This is a genomic window from Nitrospirota bacterium, from assembly GCA_020846775.1.
Taxonomy (GTDB): Bacteria; Nitrospirota; 9FT-COMBO-42-15; order HDB-SIOI813; family HDB-SIOI813; genus RBG-16-43-11.
The window spans coordinates 20,566-38,027 of record JADLDG010000016.1; the positions used below are offsets into that span (position 1 = coordinate 20,566).

Consider the following 17,462-nt stretch of genomic DNA (forward strand, 5'->3'; position numbering starts at 1 on the left):
CCGTCAGCACTTATCTTTAGACATTCTAATCAGGAGGCGGTCAAGAGCAGAGGCAAACCTCTGACGGTCCCGTAGACTTAACTGCGCAGGTCCACCTCTGACTATCCCGCCAGCCCGGAGTTCCTGCATCAAGTTACGCATAGAGAGACGATCACCAACATTATCCTCTGTATATATATCACCCCGCGGGTCGAGGGCTAACCCTCCATTGGCTACGACTCGTGAAGCCATGGGAATATCAGCAGTAATCACGAGGTCCTCTGGCGAGGCATTCTTTATGATATAGTCGTCCGCTGCATCAAATCCGCCGGCAACCATAACACAGGTTACCAGGTCTGAATTGGATTTTGACAGGTCCTGGTTTGCCACCATGCAGACCGGAATATCAAGACGCACTGACGCACGTAATATAATCTCCTTAATTATCCGTGGGCAGGCATCTGCATCAATCCATATCTTCATGTTCATTTCTCCCCGGGGACCCGGGAAAGATTTATCTCAACTATTAACTGGTTAGGCGGACTGTAACAGCATTTCAGCTGGATCTTCGACTATCTCTTCCCTCTTTGTAAGATTAACGGAGATCAGCTTTGAGACACCAGGTTCCTCCATGGTTACCCCGTAGAGCATGTCAGAGCCTTCCATGGTACGTTTATTGTGCGTAATGACTACAAACTGTGAGAAACTCATCATTTCGCGCAGTGTACGAATATAACGCTCGGTATTGGTCTCATCCAGAGGCGCATCAATTTCATCAAGTACACAGAAAGGGGTTGGGCGGGCAAGGAATGTTGCAAAGAGAAGCGACATGGCTGTAAGTGCCTTTTCTCCCCCTGATAGCAGCGCCAACTGACTTACCCTTTTACCGGGAGGCTGGGCAATAATCTCTATACCTGACTCAAGCACGTTACTTTCATCAGTAAGCACAAGCCTTGAAGTACCCCCCTGGAAGAACATCTGGAACATTTGCTGGAACTTCTCGTTAATGACATGGAATGTATTAATAAACATTTCTTTGGTAGTCTTGTTGATTTTCGAGATTGTTTCGTGCAGTGTATTACATGCCTGTGTGAGGTCACTTTCCTGTGTCGTCAGAAACTCATATCTTTGACTCAATTCCTGATATTCTTCAATGGATGCGAGGTTAACCGGTCCCATCCTGTTTAATTTTTCTTTTTGTGCCGAAACTTCTGCAGACAGTGTCTCCATATTTGCATTTATGAGAATTTCCTTGTGTGCCGGATTATCAACCTCCCCTTCCAATTCTATCTGGTAGGCTGTGTATAGAGAATCTTTCAGGTACCCCATTTGTAATCTCAACTCTGTTTTCTGCAGTTCAATCTGATTAAGTGAACCCTTTAATCCCTCGATCTTCCGGCGTCTTTCCTTAATAGCATCTTCCAATAACCTCAGTTTATCCTCATGACTGCTTCTATCCTGTTCCTTACCGGTTACCTCTGTAGAAAGCGCCTCTTTATTGAGCCACAACTCCCTAATGGCTGCTTCAACAGCTGTTTTTTGAATTATAAATTCTTCAATACGCTGTTTTATTTTCAGTATATCGTCTTCCTTTTCTTCTATCAGTCCATCCGCCTCCTGAATGCGCCTCTCAATCTCTATTATGCGCAGCGATAGAGACTCCTTCTTTTCTTTTTGTGTGGCAAGCTCTAATTTTTTAACCGTAACTGCCCTCTGAGCCTCTTCCCACTTTTCGCGTCCCAGCCTCTGAGTTTCTATAAGTTCCTGTATATTTTGTTCTATAGAAAGTTGCTCTGAAATCAGGGAGTGAATATCACCTTCGAACTTTTTTAGCTCTTCTGTTAATGTGACAACCTCAGTATCTATTTCTCTTTCTTCTGCAGATAATGTTTCAATCTGGAACTCGCGCCTTGTCTCCTCATCCCTGAGCGCCTCAAGGTCTTTCTCTTTATTAACAAGCGCAAGCTCTGCCTGACGCACCTGGCTATTGAATTCTTCAATCTGTAGTTTTACTGCGATAGTTTCTTTCTTTACCCTCTCCAGGTCAACATCAATTGCTGATACCTCCTGAGTCACCTTCACTACCTCAGCCTTCAGGGTTCTAAGTTCTTTTCTCTTTTCTATTAATCCCTGCGATTTACCTGTTGTGATGCCACCGGCAATACGTCCCCCTGGTTCAACAATTTCGCCATCAATAGTAGCAAATGTAAACCCATAACTATCCTCATTCCATAAAGATAAGGCTGTGTCCAGACTTTCTACTATTATGACATCAGAAAGGAGGTATTCAGCGAGCGTCTTGTATTCATCCTTACAAGTTACAAAATTCAGGGCCGGTCCTATCACACCCATTCCCATTTTTTCTGTGAATAAATGGGCGCTGTCCCCGTTTATGCCAATATCCCTGTTTACACGAGGAGTTAATGGGATAAATGAAGAACGACCTGCACTCTTTGTCTTTAGAAATTCAATAGCCTTTTTAGTGTCCCCGTGATCAGTTACAACAACATTCTGAAGACGGTCACCAAGGACTGTCTCAATTACCTTTTCTGCAGAGAAACCCTCTGTTCCTGTTACTTCAAAAAAGTCGGCAACGATTCCGCGGATGCCTTCAACATTAATCTCATTTTTTGCCCTGGATAGGAAAAGCGACCGTACCCCCTCCTGATAACCAACAAGGTTTTTTTCCATTTCCTCAAGGGAGTGATAGCGTGCCTCACTCCTGTGAAGGAGCTCCTTTTTTGAGTGAAGGCTGTCTGTCAACTCCCGTATTACGTTTTCCAACGAAACAAGCTTTTCGGACAGAGATTTCAGGAGATGCTGTTTTTCATTCAGTTCATTCCTGGTGGTATTTCTAATCTCATCCGTTGAGCCTATCCTGATCCTGACATCTGATATAGCGCTCAGACTGTTATCCCTCTCTGAAATTATCCGGTCCTTTAATCTTGCCAGCTCAGAGGCCCTTGATTGTAAGGAGACTTCCTTGTTTCTTGCCCCTGTTATATTAGTTACTATACCAAATAAGGTTTTACGAGCATTTTCAATCGCTTCCTGCAGGTTATGAAATTCCCTGCTTGCAGCCTCATATCTTAGTTCCTCTTCGACAACAGACACTTCACCGTTGGATAGGAACTCTTCAACTATGTCTCTTTCAATATTGAAAGCCTCGAGGGACAGGGTAAGTGTCGAAATGTCTTCCTTTAGTTTAACTACCTCAGATGATATACGTTCAACTTCACCCTTCTGATGGGTCATCTGATTTTCATTGAGGATAAGTCTGTTTTCATTTCCACCGATCTCTTTTTCAACATCGTGGAGAGCTTGCCTCATAGAAGCCAGATGCTTGTCCTCTTCAATAATGGTAGTCCTCGTCTCCTCTCCATCTGCTTCTATCCTTGTAAACTCGGACAGTGCCTGCAACTCTTCATTATTGAGTGCTTCTTCCCGGCTTTTCAGATCATTCAAATTGTTACCAAGGTCAGTGAACTTTGCAACTGAAAGGGCTACATCACGCTCCTTGATACTCCCTGCAAGTTCCTGATAGTCTTTAGCCTTTCTAACCTGTCTGTCGAGGGAATTGATCTGCCTCTTAACCTCTGAAATGATGTCCCTCACCCTTAGAAGATTTTGTTGAGTAGACTCTAATTTCCTCAGCGCCTCAGTCTTTCTGAACTTATATTTCATGATTCCGGCGGTATCTTCAATGATAGCCCTCCGGTCCTCAGGTGTTGAGGTAAGTATCCTCTCGACCCTGCCCTGTTCTATAACAGTATGGCCCTTGAACCCAATACCTGCATCAATGAGGATATCCCTGATGTCTTTCAGACGGCAGTGTACTTTATTGATAAGATACTCGCTCTCACCGGAGCGGAATAACCTTCTCGTAATCTCGATCTCAGAATATTCTGAATACTGGGATGGGAGTTCGCCCCGAATATCACCTATTGTAAGGGTGACCTCTGCCAGACCGATGGTTTTCCTCGACTCACTTCCGAAAAATATGACATCTTCCATCTTCTCCCCTCTTAGGGTCTTGGTGCTTTGCTCACCCATAACCCAGAGGATGGAATCAACGACATTACTCTTGCCGCACCCATTAGGGCCAACGATACACGTTATCCCGGGTTGAAAATGAATGGTAGTCTTTTCAGGGAAGGTCTTGAAGCCGAAGATTTCTAATTTCTTCAGACGCATGTGACAAATTTATACCACAAGCTATTTTCAATGTAAAGGGAAAAATACAATGTTATGGGTTTGGGATTCCAGCTAGTACAAGATAGAGTAGATTAAACCATCATAAGCTTACCGCTTGCATTTGCGATAGTGGAGCCGTTGCTGTCAATAACCTCTGCAACAGCCTCGAAGAACTTCTTTCTTTCTTTTGTTACCTTTGCAGACACAAAGACCTTCTGCCCTATAGCAAGCGGAGCCGTGAATCGAACCTCCATCCATGCTGTAACAGCATAGGTCCCAAGCTCAAAAAAAAGCCTCCCCATAGCCTCATCCAGGAGTGTGGCAATAATTCCGCCATGCGTTATCCCCTGATACCCCTGGTGCTCCGGCCCGGGAGTAAACTCACCCTTGATCGCCTTCTTCTCCCTGTCCAATGTAAAAGAGATCTTAAGGCCAAGTGGATTCTCCTTTCCGCAGCCAAAGCATCTGTTATTGTCACTGAGGTTCATAATCGTAATTCCTGGCACACCTTTCAAATAAAATTTGACCGAAATATAATTGAATAGCAGCCTGCATGAATAAAACTCTACATCAAATTTATAATTGCCGACCCCCATGTAAGCCCGCCTCCAAAGGAGGCCATTAAGACGGTATCGCCTTTTTTTATTCTCCCCTCTTTTACCATTTGATCAAGTGTTATTGGAATGGAGGCTGATGAGGTGTTTCCCGTATATGTAATCGTCACAGGGACCTTATCTTCCGGGATGCAGAGTCGTGATATTACCTGTTTAATAATCCTGCGGTTTGCCTGATGAAATATGAAGGTGTCTATGTCAGAAATAGTGAGGCCGCATCTCTTAAGCGTATCTATTAACAATCCCTCCAATGTCTTTATGGCCTTTCTGTAGACCTTGCTGCCGTCCATTTTCATGTTGTGGAGACCCGATGAAATTGTATCAGAGGCTGCAGGCATTCTTGACCCCCCTGCAGGGAGATGTATCCACTCCCAGTTGGTACCATCGGCGTAAAGCCAGATATTGAGGATCTCCGCCCTCATTCCTTCTTTTTCTTTCTTCTCACTGCTGAGTATTATAGCGCCGGCACCGTCACCGAACAATATGGAGGTCTCTTTATCTTTTGGGTCAACGAATCTTGATTTCACCTCTGCGGCGATAACAAGTGCAATATCTGTCTGTCCGCTTCTTATAAACATCTCAGCTATGTTCATGGAATATAAGAATCCGGAACAGGATGCATTTATATCAAATGCCGCCGCTCTTTTAGCGCCTATGTTCTTTTGCACTATGCAGGCAGTAGACGGCATGAACATATCCTGGGATGTTGTAGAAAGAACTATAAGTCCCACATCCTCCACAGATACCCCGGCAGATTTAATTGCTGACAAGGCAGCCTGAGTTGCCAGGTCTGAGGTTGCCTCGTCTTTATCAGCCCTCCTGCGTTCCAGGATACCTGTCCGTCTTTCTATTTCATGCGGGGTCAGACCTGTAAGGCCTTCCAGTTCTTTGTTCGTTACTATTTTATCAGGCAAATACGAGCCTGTTCCTATGATGTATGCTTTTTTCACTCGAAAATAGCGCCTCCTTCTTGTTGGTATCCACCGCCGCTTTAGAATGGCTTTAGAAAAAAACTTCTTGCTATTCTATCAAATTTCTGTTAATAATGTACAAAGTAATTATGAGAAGAAACTTATTCGCAGTATCATCCACAGTCATCTTCTTGTCAGCCTCCCTGCTTTTCACCGGTTGTGCTGGAAGCAACAAGACCGATACCCTATCTAAAGCGGATAGTCTTACTGATAGTCTTAAAGAGCTGTACGATGCAGATGCACTCATAAAGAAGGCTGATAAGCTTTTTTCGGAAAAGGATTACCCTGGGGCCATTCAGGAATACAAACGCTTTCTCGAGCTGCATCCTATTCATAAGTCAGCCGCTTATTCCCAGTATAGGATAGGACTTTCATACTTCAAACAGATCAAGTCAATAGACAGAAACATAGAACCTGTTCAAAAAGCACTGAGTGCGTTTGATACTGTTGTAAAGGTCTACCCTGACAGTGATTACACTAATGACGGTATGGAAAAAATCAGGATATGCCGGGACAAATTAGCAGAGCGGGAATTCTACATTGGCAGCTTTTATCTTCACAAGGAAGATTACCTGGCGGCCATCGTAAGATTTAATAATATCCTGACAGATTATAAAGACACATCGGTTGCTGAAAAAACACTATACAATCTTGGAATCGCATACAGGTCTTCAAGCAAAGAGGACAAGGCTAAAGAAACCCTACAGCACCTTCTGACTCTCTATCCTGAGGGCAAGTATAAGGAAGATGCCTCGCAACTGCTCGCCAAACTGACCAGCAATTTACAATAATAAATTACTAAGCATAATTAGAACGTCAGAAATGGCTTTCTACAAGGCGGACGACGAAGGGAACCGCAGGCGTACTTTTAAGTACGTTGAGGATTTCCTGAGGAGTCCAACGCCGTAGAAAGACATTTATGACGTTCGTATCCCTTCATTCATGCTGCCGGTTCGGTATCCCTCAAGATCAAGTGTAACATAGGTAAATCCGAATTCTTTGAACTTCTTTACAATCTTATCTCTCAACGAGAGGTCTTCCATGAACTGATTTAACTCATAAACAGATAACTCGACGCGTGCCACCTCTCCATGGTACCGGACGCGGAATTGTTTAAAACCAAGCTGACGCAGAAATGTCTCACACATACCAACCTGCTCTAATCTATCTTCTGTAATCTCTGTACCATAAGGAAACCTTGAAGAAAGACAGGCAAAGGAGGGTTTATCCCAGTTAGCGAGTCCAAGCATCTTGCTTATTTCCCGGACCATTGCTTTTGTAAGTCCTGCCTCTACAATGGGACTCCGTACCCCGAGTTCCCTGGCAGCCTCTGTTCCCGGCCGGTAATCTGACAGATCGTCAATAGTAGTCCCGCAGGCTATATGGTCAATATGTAACTCATTAGCTATAGTCTTCAGTTTATCAAACAACTCCATCTTGCAATGATAACAACGGTCAGCATTGTTTTTTGAAAAATCAGCAATCTCTAATTCATTGGATTCTATAAGGATGTGCCTGATACCTATGGAAAACGCTATCAGCCTGGCATCTTCTATTTCATAGGACGGGTAGGTAGGTGACGTGGCTGTTACAGCGACCGCCTTACAGCCAAGGGAGTCATAAGCAATTTTTGCTATAAGAGAGCTGTCAATCCCTCCGGAAAAAGCGACTACAAGAGATCCCATCGCTTCTATAATATCTTTGAGTTTAAGATATTGATCCCGGACATGGGGTTCGGGATGAGGCTGGTTATTCACGGCTGCAATCCTGTTTTTTCCTGTTTGCCTACTACAACTGTTATGTAGTTGTCTGCATCAATATACTTCCTGGCTACCCTCAGTATATCATCTTTAGTTACGCTATCTATTTTCCTTGCATATTCATTCACATAGTCAAGCCCAAGGTTATAGAACTCAACCAGGACTAAAAAGTTCGATATCTTAGAGTTCGTATCCAGTCTCAGTGGAAAGCTCCCGGTGAGATATGCCTTTGCATCCTTTAATTCATCATCTTTAACCTTTTCTTCTCTGATCTTTTTCAACTCTTCCCTGATCCCTGCTATAGCCTCCCTCGCAGTTTCGTTCTTTGTCTGTAGCTCTACTGAAAAGGCCCCGGAATACTTATTTACGTCAAAGCGGCTGTATACTGAATACGCAAGCCCCTTCTTATCCCTGATATCCCTGGTCATGCGCGACTCAAAACCCCCGCCGCCAAGTATGTAGTTCATCAGCGTTACTGCATAATAATCCGGATTGTCTCTTGAAATACCTGTATGGCCTAAGACTATATTAGCCTGTGTTATATTCCGGTCAATAAGTATAGAATCACTCTTCATGACTTTCTTAACTGAAGGAACTTCAGGTAATTTCAACTTAGACTTTTTCCATTGTTTGAATGATGTCTCAATGAGAGAAAGAGCCTCCTTATACTTGAGATCACCTGTAACTGCAATAATAGTGTTATTGGGTTTATAAAATTTCTGATAAAAATTTATTATGTCATCCCGTGTAATCCTGCTGACAGATTCCTCATCACCTTCAACCGGCATGCCGTATGGGTGCCCCTGGAACACGGCCTTGTAGAACGCCTTGGATGCAACTGCCCCGGGATCATCCTTTTCCGATATAATCGCGGCTATTGTCTCTTTTTTCTTTCTCTCCAGCTCTTCTTCCGGAAATACCGGGTTCAGCAGGATGTCAGACAACAAATCCATACCCGTAGCCAGATCCTTTTTTAGTACAACCAATGAAGCTGTGGAAATGTCTTCACCGCCGGACGATGATAGTCTGCCGCCTATAAAATCAATCTCTTCTGCAATCTGCCTTGACGATCTGCCCCTGGTTCCCTCATCAAGCAATGCTGCTGTAAGGCTGGCAACCCCACCCTTTTCCTGCGGGTCATATACTGCACCTGCCCTTATGGCTACTGATATGTTGACCATGGGAAGGGCGTGAGTTTCTACAAAGAGAAGGGTGATGCCATTTTTTAAGACAACCCTCTTTGGCTCAATACCGGGAGAGGCAAGGGATGTCGAGACCCACAAGAATAATATTGTAAGAACGACAGAAATTTTCCATACACTATGCTTTGTATCGCTTAATCTCATCCTTAAAACTAACCCTCTCATTCCTGCGGCAATGGCACAAGTATGCCAACCGTCCTGTTATCCTCAATAAAATACTTCTGTGCAACCCGCATTATATCCTCTGGTGTAACCTTCCTGATTTCGTCAATATAGCCTTCCAGATACCTTGCCCCCGCACCTGTAGTTTCAAGCTGACCTATCAGCATTGCCTGGTAGAAAACCGAGTCCTGTCCCATAATGAACGATGCCTCTATCTGGTTTCTTGCCTTCTGAAACTCTCTCGCTGAGACAGGCTCTCTTTTTATCCGCTCGATTTCTTCATTTAACGCTGTCTCAGCCTCTTCTGTTGTACTGCCGGGTTTAAGTTGTGCATAAAAATAGAATAGTTCCGGGTCGGTCTGTATAGGTGTATAACCACCGCCGGCAGCAAGCGCTATCTGTTTTGAATAAACCAGGTTCTGATACAGTCTTGAACTCTTACCCCCCGACAATATTTTACTCAACAGATCAAGCGCATAGTGATCCATTTCTTTATAATTAGGGGCATGGTATCCATAAATGACATAGGGTAGTTGCGCCTCACGCTTATAGAGAAACCGCCTCTCCCCCTTTTGTTCACTCTCAGTAATTTTTACTTCAGGAACAGGATGGGCACCTCTCGGAATGCCGCCAAAATAGTGTTCTATCTTTTTGACTAATTCATCCGATTGTATATCCCCTACAACAACAATGGTGGCGTTGTCAGGTCTGTAATATTCCTTATAATGATCGTAAAGGTCTTCCCTCGTAAGATTGTTCAGGTCTGTCATCCATCCAATTACGGGTGAATGATAAGGATGTATCTGAAAGGCATCGGCATATAGCTCTTCAATCAACGATGAAACAGGGTCATCTTCAGTGCGGAGCCTTCTTTCCTCTTTAACAACATCACGCTCCAGCATGAACTCACCCTGGTCAATCAGGAGGTTTGTCATACGGTCAGATTCCAGATCCAGGGATATCTCATACCTGTCGCTCGATATATTCTGAAAATAGGCGGTATAATCCTGGCTTGTAAAGGCATTCTCGTTGCCTCCGTTTCTTGCCACTATAGCGGAGTACTCGCCTTTTCCATATTTAGTCGTGCCCTTGAACATCATATGCTCAAGCATATGTGATAAACCAGTCTTACCCGTGACCTCGTTGCGGGAACCAACCTTGTACCAGATTTGAACTGTTACGACCGGGGATTTGTGGTCCTCTACAGTGACAATCTTGAGACCATTCGGTAGATAGTGCTCTCTTATTTCTGAGCCAATTGCTGGACCTGAAAGTAATAACAGTATTGTTATTGCTATTGTTATGATTCCTGACACACCTCCATATTACAGACACCTGCATCGGGTGTCAAGGATGTGAAAGCCATTCACCAGGTAATGTTCATTATCACTAAGCGAAAACTGATTGACACAAAAATAAGCGGGATTTACCTGTCGCCGTTTTCTCAAATGTGGTGAGGCAGTAAGATAGATGCATTTGTCCAGAGGTCTGCTTGATAAGTGCGGGCCGTACCTCTTACCGCATCGTAGAGTATAATTCCATCATCAGAAAGGGTAAATATTATCTGCCTGTCTGAATAGCTGTTTGCCATATCAATTTCAGATGGTGGTTCCATGTAGTCGTTATGAAAATGAAAGAGGCCAATATATTCTCCCTCAATCCTGGTTGAACCAAGAAAAGATTTAAAGACTATGGGAGAAAGGACATACTTTAACTGCGAGTAGAGGTCATAAGTCCTGATAAAATCTTTTATGAGTTTGTCTTTTATGGGGTAACTGATTGAATCCGTAGACAGCACTTCAATCAACCTTTTTGTAATCTCACTGTCAACTTCAACCCTGGTAAGAATCCCTATGCTTTCTTCTTCCTGTAAAAGAGCGAGGAATTCACTTACCGACGATTCGGCGGTTGCCTTGAGTCTGTCTGAGAAAGACTTGTTTATAGATGGTATCTCATAAAGATGAAGCCTGGGGTTATCCTTATCATATGATATCGTCACTATACCACCAACTTCTGTGTTGAGGTAAGCCTTTGATGCAATGATCCTGCTGTATAACTGTTGAACTTCACTCTTATTCGTTAATGCTATCGCTATGTCTTGAGATGGTACCTGACCTATACCCAACAAATATTTTTTTACTATTGCAACTTCTTTAAAATGCCCTATCAGGGCATAGGGGAAATCTGTTGACACCAGGTTGTACATAACTGCGGTGCCCTTTAAAAAATAAAGATTTCTCTCTTCAATGTTTTTTAACGGGGAATCAATCGGCGGAATTAAGACCGTTAACAGCTCCAGGTAAAGCACAAAAACGGGGACCAGCCAGTAACTGTTAATACTCCTTCTTATCCTGTTACTGAATGAACTTTTTCTGCGGTCAACAAAATTAAACTCAAAAAATGAAGTAGTATAATTTTCAATGCTGTTTTTATCCATACATAGACTTGCACCGCAATATTTATGCCATTACCTCCCCAATTTATTATAAAGTTGCAATTTGAGTCCCTTGTTATTATAATAACCATCTCATGAAAACCTTTAAATCGCTATTAGCCGGCAGTATAGTGCTGATATGGACAGTTCTCATCATTGCTGTTGCGGGAAATAATGAAGCGAGGGCTGAGGACCCTTTTTCAATATCCGCATACCTGAACGATTCTATATTTAACAGCGAACATATTGCTTCATCCGGAGATATGCCGCAATACATATTGGAAAAGACAGCTTTATACCTGAAATCTTTCACAACATCCAAGCGTGATTTATTCCAGAAGTGGCTTGATCAGTCCATACCGCATATGCTTCTCATCAAGAAAATATTGAGGGAAGAGGGCTTGCCGGAAGACCTCGCCTTTCTTCCATTGATCGAGAGCGGGTTCAATGTTAATGCCCGTTCGAGTGCAAAGGCAACAGGCATGTGGCAGTTCATGGCTACTACAGGGGCACATTACGGACTCGAGGTAAATAGCTGGATTGATGAGCGCAGAGACCCTGTCAAGTCCACAAGGGCGGCGGCTCGGCATCTTAAGGATTTATATGAAACGTTCGGTTCATGGCCGCTCGCATTGGCATCATATAATGCAGGAAGTGGAAAAATAAAGAGAGTACTTGATGACAGCAGTTCATCTACATTCTGGGAGATAGGGCAGAGCAAGGCATTAGCAGCTGAAACGAGAAACTATATACCAAAATTTATGGCAGCAATGATAATTGCGAGGAACCCGGAGTCCTTCGGTTTCACCTTCATGGAAGTCCCTGCTTTTCAATACGACTTTTTGGAGGTTCCAGCCGGAATGGACGTAAGCACTATTACAGAACGGTCAGGCATCAGCACTGATTTAGTACGCTCTATTAATCCGGAATTGAGGGGTAATACAACTCCTATGAGCGAACCTACTTATATTTTACGCCTTCCAAGGGGTATTGGTACTGTTTTCCTGGATAATTTTGATGGTCTCCTGCCTGCTGAAAGGGTCGTATATAACGAATACAAGATAAGAAAAGGCGACAGTGTATATTATATTGCAAAGAAATTTCAAACCACGGTTTCTGCTATCAGAGATGCAAATAAACTTAAAAAGAGAAGCCGTATTATAGCTGGTAAAACCCTTCTTGTTCCAGTAAGGCTTTCATATTCCAGTAATATAGCAAGACTTGTAACACCTTCCAATATCTCTCCTGACATCACCCTTTAACTCGATAATATGTGTGTCGTGGTTCATTATCGTATAAAACTTCTACACGAACTACTTATTGTAGAAAAAATAGTCACCCAATCTCCTGCAAATCAGCTATAGTACCCACATCCTATTGATTTTACAGCTAATATTCGTTTATATACATTTTGCACGAATATTGCAAAATAATAGCTTGGCACGTGTGAACAGAGATTCTACATCATTGAACAGCAAAGGAGACGATCATGGAAGACGGACATAAAATGCGTGACCCGCAGACATCAAAAATAGCTATGGAATTGCACCTCGCGAAGTTTAATTATTATATGGCAAGACAAGACTGGAAGTCTGCCGTCACAGAGTTGCAGCATGCCCTTAATGCTGTTATAGATATTCTTGACCACGCCAACAAGACATTAAAGAAGGTAGTGGAAAAGTACCAGCCTGTTAAGACTGAAACAAAAATTGAAGGAGCCGTGAGGAGTGAGAAGTTATCTGATGATATGTTATTAATTGAGTATCCTGACAATAAGATTGTCATAAAAAAACAAACTCCTCCTGCCGTCAAGTGAGTCTTTAAAAGGTGACGCTGAAGATATGCACCCTTTTTCAGCGTCATTCATCATTTCTATGGTTTTTCTTATCCCTGCCTGTAAAAAGATCGAACTTTAGACCTGACAACGGTCTTATTGATGAAACTCGAATAATAAGCTCTTTAAACGTAATCGCCTCAACCTCCCGTATTTCCATAATAGTTGGTAGAAAGATTAGAGACATTATTAGTCTTGAAATCCCTGAGAGAAGAAAAAGCCATTGAAGATTCGATATTATATTTATCCTGATATCAAATATTGAAATCGAGCCGGGGAGATAGCCTGACAACCATCCACCTAAAAAGCCTCCTAAGAATATACCGCAGGCATTTAAAATGTTAAAGATAGCAACACATTTTGCACGCTTTGGTGAAGGGATGGCATCATATATGAAATTTGCCATGCTTAGGTTGAATCCCGCCCATGTGAGTCCAGCCAGCATCTGTATAACCAGGATGAAATAGAAGTTGTCTGAGAAAAGCCAAAGAACCGGAACTATCGGGAGCGTAAAACCTGTAATCTCTAATACCTTTCTGTTACCGAATCTATCACCAAATTTTCCCCAGTTATGAAGCGTAAAGTATTGCATAAGTACAACCACTGAAACGGCAATCATAAACTGGAGATAAGAGAATTTGAGGTCTCTAAGCATATAGACAGCAAAGAAAGGACCTGCCAGCATGACAGAGAAATGCATAAGTCCGGTGTAAATTACGAAGCGAACAAAGGTCGAATGCCTGAAACCTGAAAAAAACTCTATCAGACTGAAATCATCCCTTTCGTCTATATGATAATAAGGGTTCTCCATCTTAGACAATGAATAAGCTGATAAGAGGCGCGCAACCACAGCTGAGACAAAGAGTATCGAAAAACCAATCCATGGATTGCCGGCTTTTTCAGTGCCATGAAGCAGTAAACCTCCAAGTGCAATAGCGCCCAAGCTGTACATGCTCATTATCCTGTTGCGATATCCAAAGTATGCCCCGCGGTTAGATTCAGGTACAATGTCACCCATCAGGCTGTTCCATGGAGGGGTCGACAGGTTTCCGAATATGTAATATGCAGTAACACTTATTATGAGTAGGATCGAAGCATAGGGTTTAAAAAACATCGGGAGGATTAACAGCGGTATCCATGATAGGGCCTGTGCTACAACACCATAAATGATAATGGGCATCCTGTCCTTAATCCTGTTTAGCAGGCTTACAGAGAACAGCTGCATAAACGCACCAAGGAGCTGAGGTATTGATGCAAGCAATCCAATCTGGGAATTGGACAATTTCAGGTAAATCGCGAATGCACTTATATAGCTTTCTCCGGCACCCCCCATAATGGCAAAATAAATACCGTCTTTGATTGCATAAGTCAGACTTTTTGAATAGGTTTTTTTAGCCATCAAGAGAAAGTTTTGCCTAAAATCACCTTTCTGTCAATCAGGGAAGATTTTCTTTTCTTTCATCAAAAATTATGGTAAGTTTGGCTATGGTGAAAATGTGGATTTTTCTCGCAGCATTCACCTTATCGTTATGGTATCCATTCATTCATCCCGAGACCGTATTGGCAGATGTGAAAGCTTCTGATTCCACCGACAATTTCGGCGGTCTGCTTATAAAGGATACTATTTATGTATTATCGGGACCTGTACAATGGGACGCAAAGGCCTGGAGGGATTTTTCCCTATATACAGCAGGGATCAGTTCCATCCTCCTGTTGGATGATGAAATCTATGATGGAATACAGCGCAACAGGAGTAAAACAACAAGTAACATTGCAAAAGTGGTTGAGGAGTTTGGATCTGCCCCATCATTTGGTATAATGGCGGCATTCTATCTCGGGGGTACAGTGTTCGACAATTTCAAGGCGAAGGATACGGCTGTGGATGCCGCTGTTGCCAGTCTTGTCAGTGCAGGAATTATTACAACATCTCTTAAGGTTATAGCAGGCCGGAGCCGACCCAGGGATAACGAGGGGACATATAAATTTCAACCTTTTGGCGGTCATCACTCTTTTCCGTCCGGTCATACGACACAGGCATTCTCTCTTGCATCGGTAATAGCAGAACATTATGATGAGTGGTGGATAGGCACGATATCTTACGGGATAGCGGGTGGCGTCGGATTAGCCAGGGTTGAGCAGGAGGCACATTTCGCATCAGATGTTGTAGCCGGGGCCTTGATCGGTACTATAGTTGGTAAGACCATTGTGAGATATAATAGAAAATTCCATAAAAATGTTATAATAGGTCCTGCAACCGACATAGATGGTACCGGTCTTAGTCTTACAATAGCATTCTGATGACTGATTCGGAGGACATAATATCTTAATGCGAAAAATATTTATTCTATTGTTACTGGTAATTTTAACTACCAGCTGCGCGGTCAGTCAGGCTAATCAGCCATCATCAGCCAGCAACTATTCCCTTGTATACGTTGACCCCCCACATGCATATGGCAACATTGACAGAAAGGCCCTGCGTGAGGCTATCATAACAAATCTTTCATTTCTGCATAGAATAGATCCTGAGACAGAATTTGACTACGGCGGGAAGATAGTCCGCGCAAAGGAAGTTGAGAATACACAAAAGACCCTCCTCCAGATTATTGACACCGCTGAGTCCAATGAAATGATAGAACTGCTCATGGATTATATGTTTGAATGGTATAAGGCATCCGGAGAAAATGGTACTGGTAATGTGACATTTACAGGCTATTATGTCCCTGAGGTAGAGGGGAGCCTTCATCCGTCAGATAAATATCGCTACCCGCTCTATCGCCCGCCGGATGACCTTAAAAAAGACTCCCCCTATTTTTCACGTATCGACATAGATGGGGAAAAGGTTTTATATGGTAGGGGCCTTGAGATTGCATGGCTTTCTGATCCGGTTGAGGCATATTTTCTCCATATACAGGGTTCCGGAACAATAAGGTTGCCTGATGGTTCTAAAATAGGGGTTCACTATGCTGGCAACAATGGCCATTCATATACGAGCATAGGAAAGCTTATGTTAGAGCTCCGCCTTTTAAAACCAGGTGAAGCAAATATAATTGGATTAAAGAAGTACCTCTGGGAACATCCGGAGCATATGTCAGAGATACTGTATCAGAATCCAAGATACATATTTTTTAAGCTTGATAATGAAGGGGCAAAGGGAAGCATCCATGTACTTCTGACCCCGGGCCATTCTATAGCCACTGACCCGTCCCTCTTTCCAAGGGGAGGTCTATCTTTCATTAAGACTACAGCCCCGGTTGTTGATCAGTCCGGCAAAGTTCTCAAATGGGAACCGGTTAATCGTTTCGTACTGAATCAGGACGAGGGGGGGGCAATAAAGGGTCCGGGCCGGGTAGACCTGTTCTGGGGAGCAGGTACTGACGCCGAATTCTCTGCAGGCTCAATGAAAGAACGTGGAGAGTTGTACTTCATACTGCAAAAATAAGAACCACGACATCTGCTTGACTCAAACACTTAATTAGAATAGCATAATCCTCACCATGACGAACAACAAAGGCCCTATAGGTGTATTTGACTCAGGTATTGGCGGGCTTACCGTCCTCAAAGAGATTATCACCACTTTGCCGTACGAGGACACCCTGTACCTGGGAGATACAGCCCGATTGCCCTATGGAACAAAGTCTGAAGAGACTGTAGTCAAGTACTCAATTGAAAATACCCGTTTTCTATTGAAGTACAATATAAAGCTTCTTGTTGTTGCCTGCAATACCGCTTCAGCTGTAAGCCTCAGTGAACTACGGAAACAATTTTCGATACCAATCATAGGAGTGATTGAAGCAGGGGCCCGTGCTGCATACCGGGCGACGAAAAGCGGCAAGGTTGGTATTATTGGGACTGAAACGACCGTAAGCAGTAGTGCATATACCAAGGCCATCAGGGAGATAAATGCTGACATTGAGACTTTTGGACAGTCATGTCCTTTGTTTGTGCCGCTTGTAGAAGAAGGGTGGATAGATGATGCCATTACACTTAGTGTTACAGAACGCTATCTTGGAGTACTTAAAGGCAAGGGTATAGACACGCTTGTGTTGGGGTGTACTCATTACCCGCTTCTGAAGGGGATCATACAGAAGGTAATGGGGGATAGTGTCAGGCTAATTGATTCTGCTGAAGAGACGGCTAATGAGGTAAAAGAGGTATTGAACAGGTTATGGGGAACAGAACTCAATTCTGTCCCCGACAGATCAGACAGGAAAGACACGGAAGTGAATGCCCCTGTCAGGAGATATTTTGTTACCGACGTCCCCCGCCGCTTTGAAGAGCAGGGGAGCAGGTTTCTTGGGGAGAGGATAGGGAA

At 43.3% G+C, this 17,462-nt stretch carries 15 protein-coding genes; 6 read left to right on the forward strand and 9 right to left on the reverse strand.

Annotated features, from left to right (window positions below):
• Positions 1-3 precede the first annotated feature (3 nt).
• From IT392_01730 to IT392_01745, 4 genes are all read right to left on the reverse strand, one after another.
• Positions 4-462, reverse strand: a complete 459-nt coding sequence (locus IT392_01730; GenBank protein MCC6543205.1) for a YaiI/YqxD family protein — start codon at positions 460-462, stop codon at positions 4-6.
• A gap of 51 nt (positions 463-513) precedes the next feature.
• On the reverse strand, positions 514-4,173 hold the full coding sequence (smc, locus tag IT392_01735; protein ID MCC6543206.1) for a chromosome segregation protein SMC: 3,660 nt from the start codon (positions 4,171-4,173) through the stop codon (positions 514-516).
• 92 nt (positions 4,174-4,265) lie between these two features.
• Positions 4,266-4,661: a PaaI family thioesterase gene (locus IT392_01740; protein MCC6543207.1), complete on the reverse strand. Its 396-nt coding sequence runs from the start codon at positions 4,659-4,661 to the stop codon at positions 4,266-4,268.
• A gap of 77 nt (positions 4,662-4,738) precedes the next feature.
• Positions 4,739-5,737: a ketoacyl-ACP synthase III gene (locus tag IT392_01745; GenBank protein MCC6543208.1), complete on the reverse strand. Its 999-nt coding sequence runs from the start codon at positions 5,735-5,737 to the stop codon at positions 4,739-4,741.
• Between the two features lie 110 nt (positions 5,738-5,847).
• On the opposite strand from IT392_01745, the gene bamD reads away from it, so the two are divergent.
• Positions 5,848-6,549, forward strand: a complete 702-nt coding sequence (bamD, locus tag IT392_01750) for an outer membrane protein assembly factor BamD (GenBank protein ID MCC6543209.1) — start codon at positions 5,848-5,850, stop codon at positions 6,547-6,549.
• A gap of 126 nt (positions 6,550-6,675) precedes the next feature.
• Here the strand turns inward: bamD and larE are convergent, their stop codons facing one another.
• The 4 genes from larE to IT392_01770 all read right to left on the reverse strand — a co-directional run bounded on the left by larE (position 6,676) and on the right by IT392_01770 (position 11,319).
• Positions 6,676-7,443: an ATP-dependent sacrificial sulfur transferase LarE gene (larE, locus tag IT392_01755; protein ID MCC6543210.1), complete on the reverse strand. Its 768-nt coding sequence runs from the start codon at positions 7,441-7,443 to the stop codon at positions 6,676-6,678.
• A 68-nt stretch (positions 7,444-7,511) separates the two neighbouring features.
• Positions 7,512-8,864, reverse strand: a complete 1,353-nt coding sequence (locus tag IT392_01760) for an insulinase family protein (protein MCC6543211.1) — start codon at positions 8,862-8,864, stop codon at positions 7,512-7,514.
• Positions 8,865-8,881: 17 nt separating this feature from the next.
• Complete coding sequence (locus tag IT392_01765) at positions 8,882-10,168, reverse strand: insulinase family protein (protein ID MCC6543212.1); 1,287 nt, start codon at positions 10,166-10,168, stop codon at positions 8,882-8,884.
• Positions 10,169-10,326: 158 nt separating this feature from the next.
• Positions 10,327-11,319, reverse strand: coding sequence for a hypothetical protein (locus tag IT392_01770; GenBank protein ID MCC6543213.1), 993 nt, complete (start codon positions 11,317-11,319; stop codon positions 10,327-10,329).
• Positions 11,320-11,411: 92 nt separating this feature from the next.
• Here IT392_01770 and IT392_01775 point away from each other — a divergent pair, with 92 nt between their 5' ends.
• Both IT392_01775 and IT392_01780 read left to right on the forward strand, forming a co-directional pair.
• Positions 11,412-12,578 carry a transglycosylase SLT domain-containing protein gene (locus tag IT392_01775; GenBank protein ID MCC6543214.1) on the forward strand — a complete coding sequence of 389 codons (1,167 nt, stop codon included), beginning with the start codon at positions 11,412-11,414 and terminating at the stop codon, positions 12,576-12,578.
• A gap of 227 nt (positions 12,579-12,805) precedes the next feature.
• Entirely contained in the window at positions 12,806-13,132 is a 327-nt protein-coding gene (locus tag IT392_01780; GenBank protein ID MCC6543215.1) for a hypothetical protein, read from the forward strand.
• 43 nt (positions 13,133-13,175) lie between these two features.
• On the opposite strand, the gene IT392_01785 is transcribed toward IT392_01780, so the two are convergent.
• Positions 13,176-14,549, reverse strand: a complete 1,374-nt coding sequence (locus tag IT392_01785; protein ID MCC6543216.1) for an MFS transporter — start codon at positions 14,547-14,549, stop codon at positions 13,176-13,178.
• A gap of 95 nt (positions 14,550-14,644) precedes the next feature.
• Between IT392_01785 and IT392_01790 the strand changes: the two genes are divergently transcribed.
• From IT392_01790 to IT392_01800, 3 genes are all read left to right on the forward strand, one after another.
• Entirely contained in the window at positions 14,645-15,448 is an 804-nt protein-coding gene (locus IT392_01790) for a phosphatase PAP2 family protein (GenBank protein MCC6543217.1), read from the forward strand.
• Positions 15,449-15,476: 28 nt separating this feature from the next.
• On the forward strand, positions 15,477-16,589 hold the full coding sequence (locus tag IT392_01795; protein MCC6543218.1) for an MltA domain-containing protein: 1,113 nt from the start codon (positions 15,477-15,479) through the stop codon (positions 16,587-16,589).
• Positions 16,590-16,644: 55 nt separating this feature from the next.
• A partial coding sequence (locus IT392_01800) for a glutamate racemase (GenBank protein MCC6543219.1) occupies positions 16,645-17,462 on the forward strand: 818 nt, incomplete at its 3' end.

Bases quoted from the DNA above. Each gene is read 5' to 3' on its own strand.
- IT392_01730 (MCC6543205.1), bottom strand. From the start codon at position 462: ATGAAGATATGGATTGATGCAGATGCCTGCCCACGGATAATTAAGGAG.
- smc (MCC6543206.1), bottom strand. From the start codon at position 4,173: ATGCGTCTGAAGAAATTAGAAATCTTCGGCTTCAAGACCTTCCCTGAA.
- IT392_01740 (MCC6543207.1), bottom strand. From the start codon at position 4,661: ATGAACCTCAGTGACAATAACAGATGCTTTGGCTGCGGAAAGGAGAAT.
- bamD (MCC6543209.1), top strand. From the start codon at position 5,848: ATGAGAAGAAACTTATTCGCAGTATCATCCACAGTCATCTTCTTGTCA.
- larE (MCC6543210.1), bottom strand. From the start codon at position 7,443: ATGGGATCTCTTGTAGTCGCTTTTTCCGGAGGGATTGACAGCTCTCTT.
- IT392_01760 (MCC6543211.1), bottom strand. From the start codon at position 8,864: ATGAGATTAAGCGATACAAAGCATAGTGTATGGAAAATTTCTGTCGTT.
- IT392_01770 (MCC6543213.1), bottom strand. From the start codon at position 11,319: ATGGATAAAAACAGCATTGAAAATTATACTACTTCATTTTTTGAGTTT.
- IT392_01775 (MCC6543214.1), top strand. From the start codon at position 11,412: ATGAAAACCTTTAAATCGCTATTAGCCGGCAGTATAGTGCTGATATGG.
- IT392_01780 (MCC6543215.1), top strand. From the start codon at position 12,806: ATGGAAGACGGACATAAAATGCGTGACCCGCAGACATCAAAAATAGCT.
- IT392_01785 (MCC6543216.1), bottom strand. From the start codon at position 14,549: ATGGCTAAAAAAACCTATTCAAAAAGTCTGACTTATGCAATCAAAGAC.
- IT392_01790 (MCC6543217.1), top strand. From the start codon at position 14,645: ATGTGGATTTTTCTCGCAGCATTCACCTTATCGTTATGGTATCCATTC.
- IT392_01795 (MCC6543218.1), top strand. From the start codon at position 15,477: ATGCGAAAAATATTTATTCTATTGTTACTGGTAATTTTAACTACCAGC.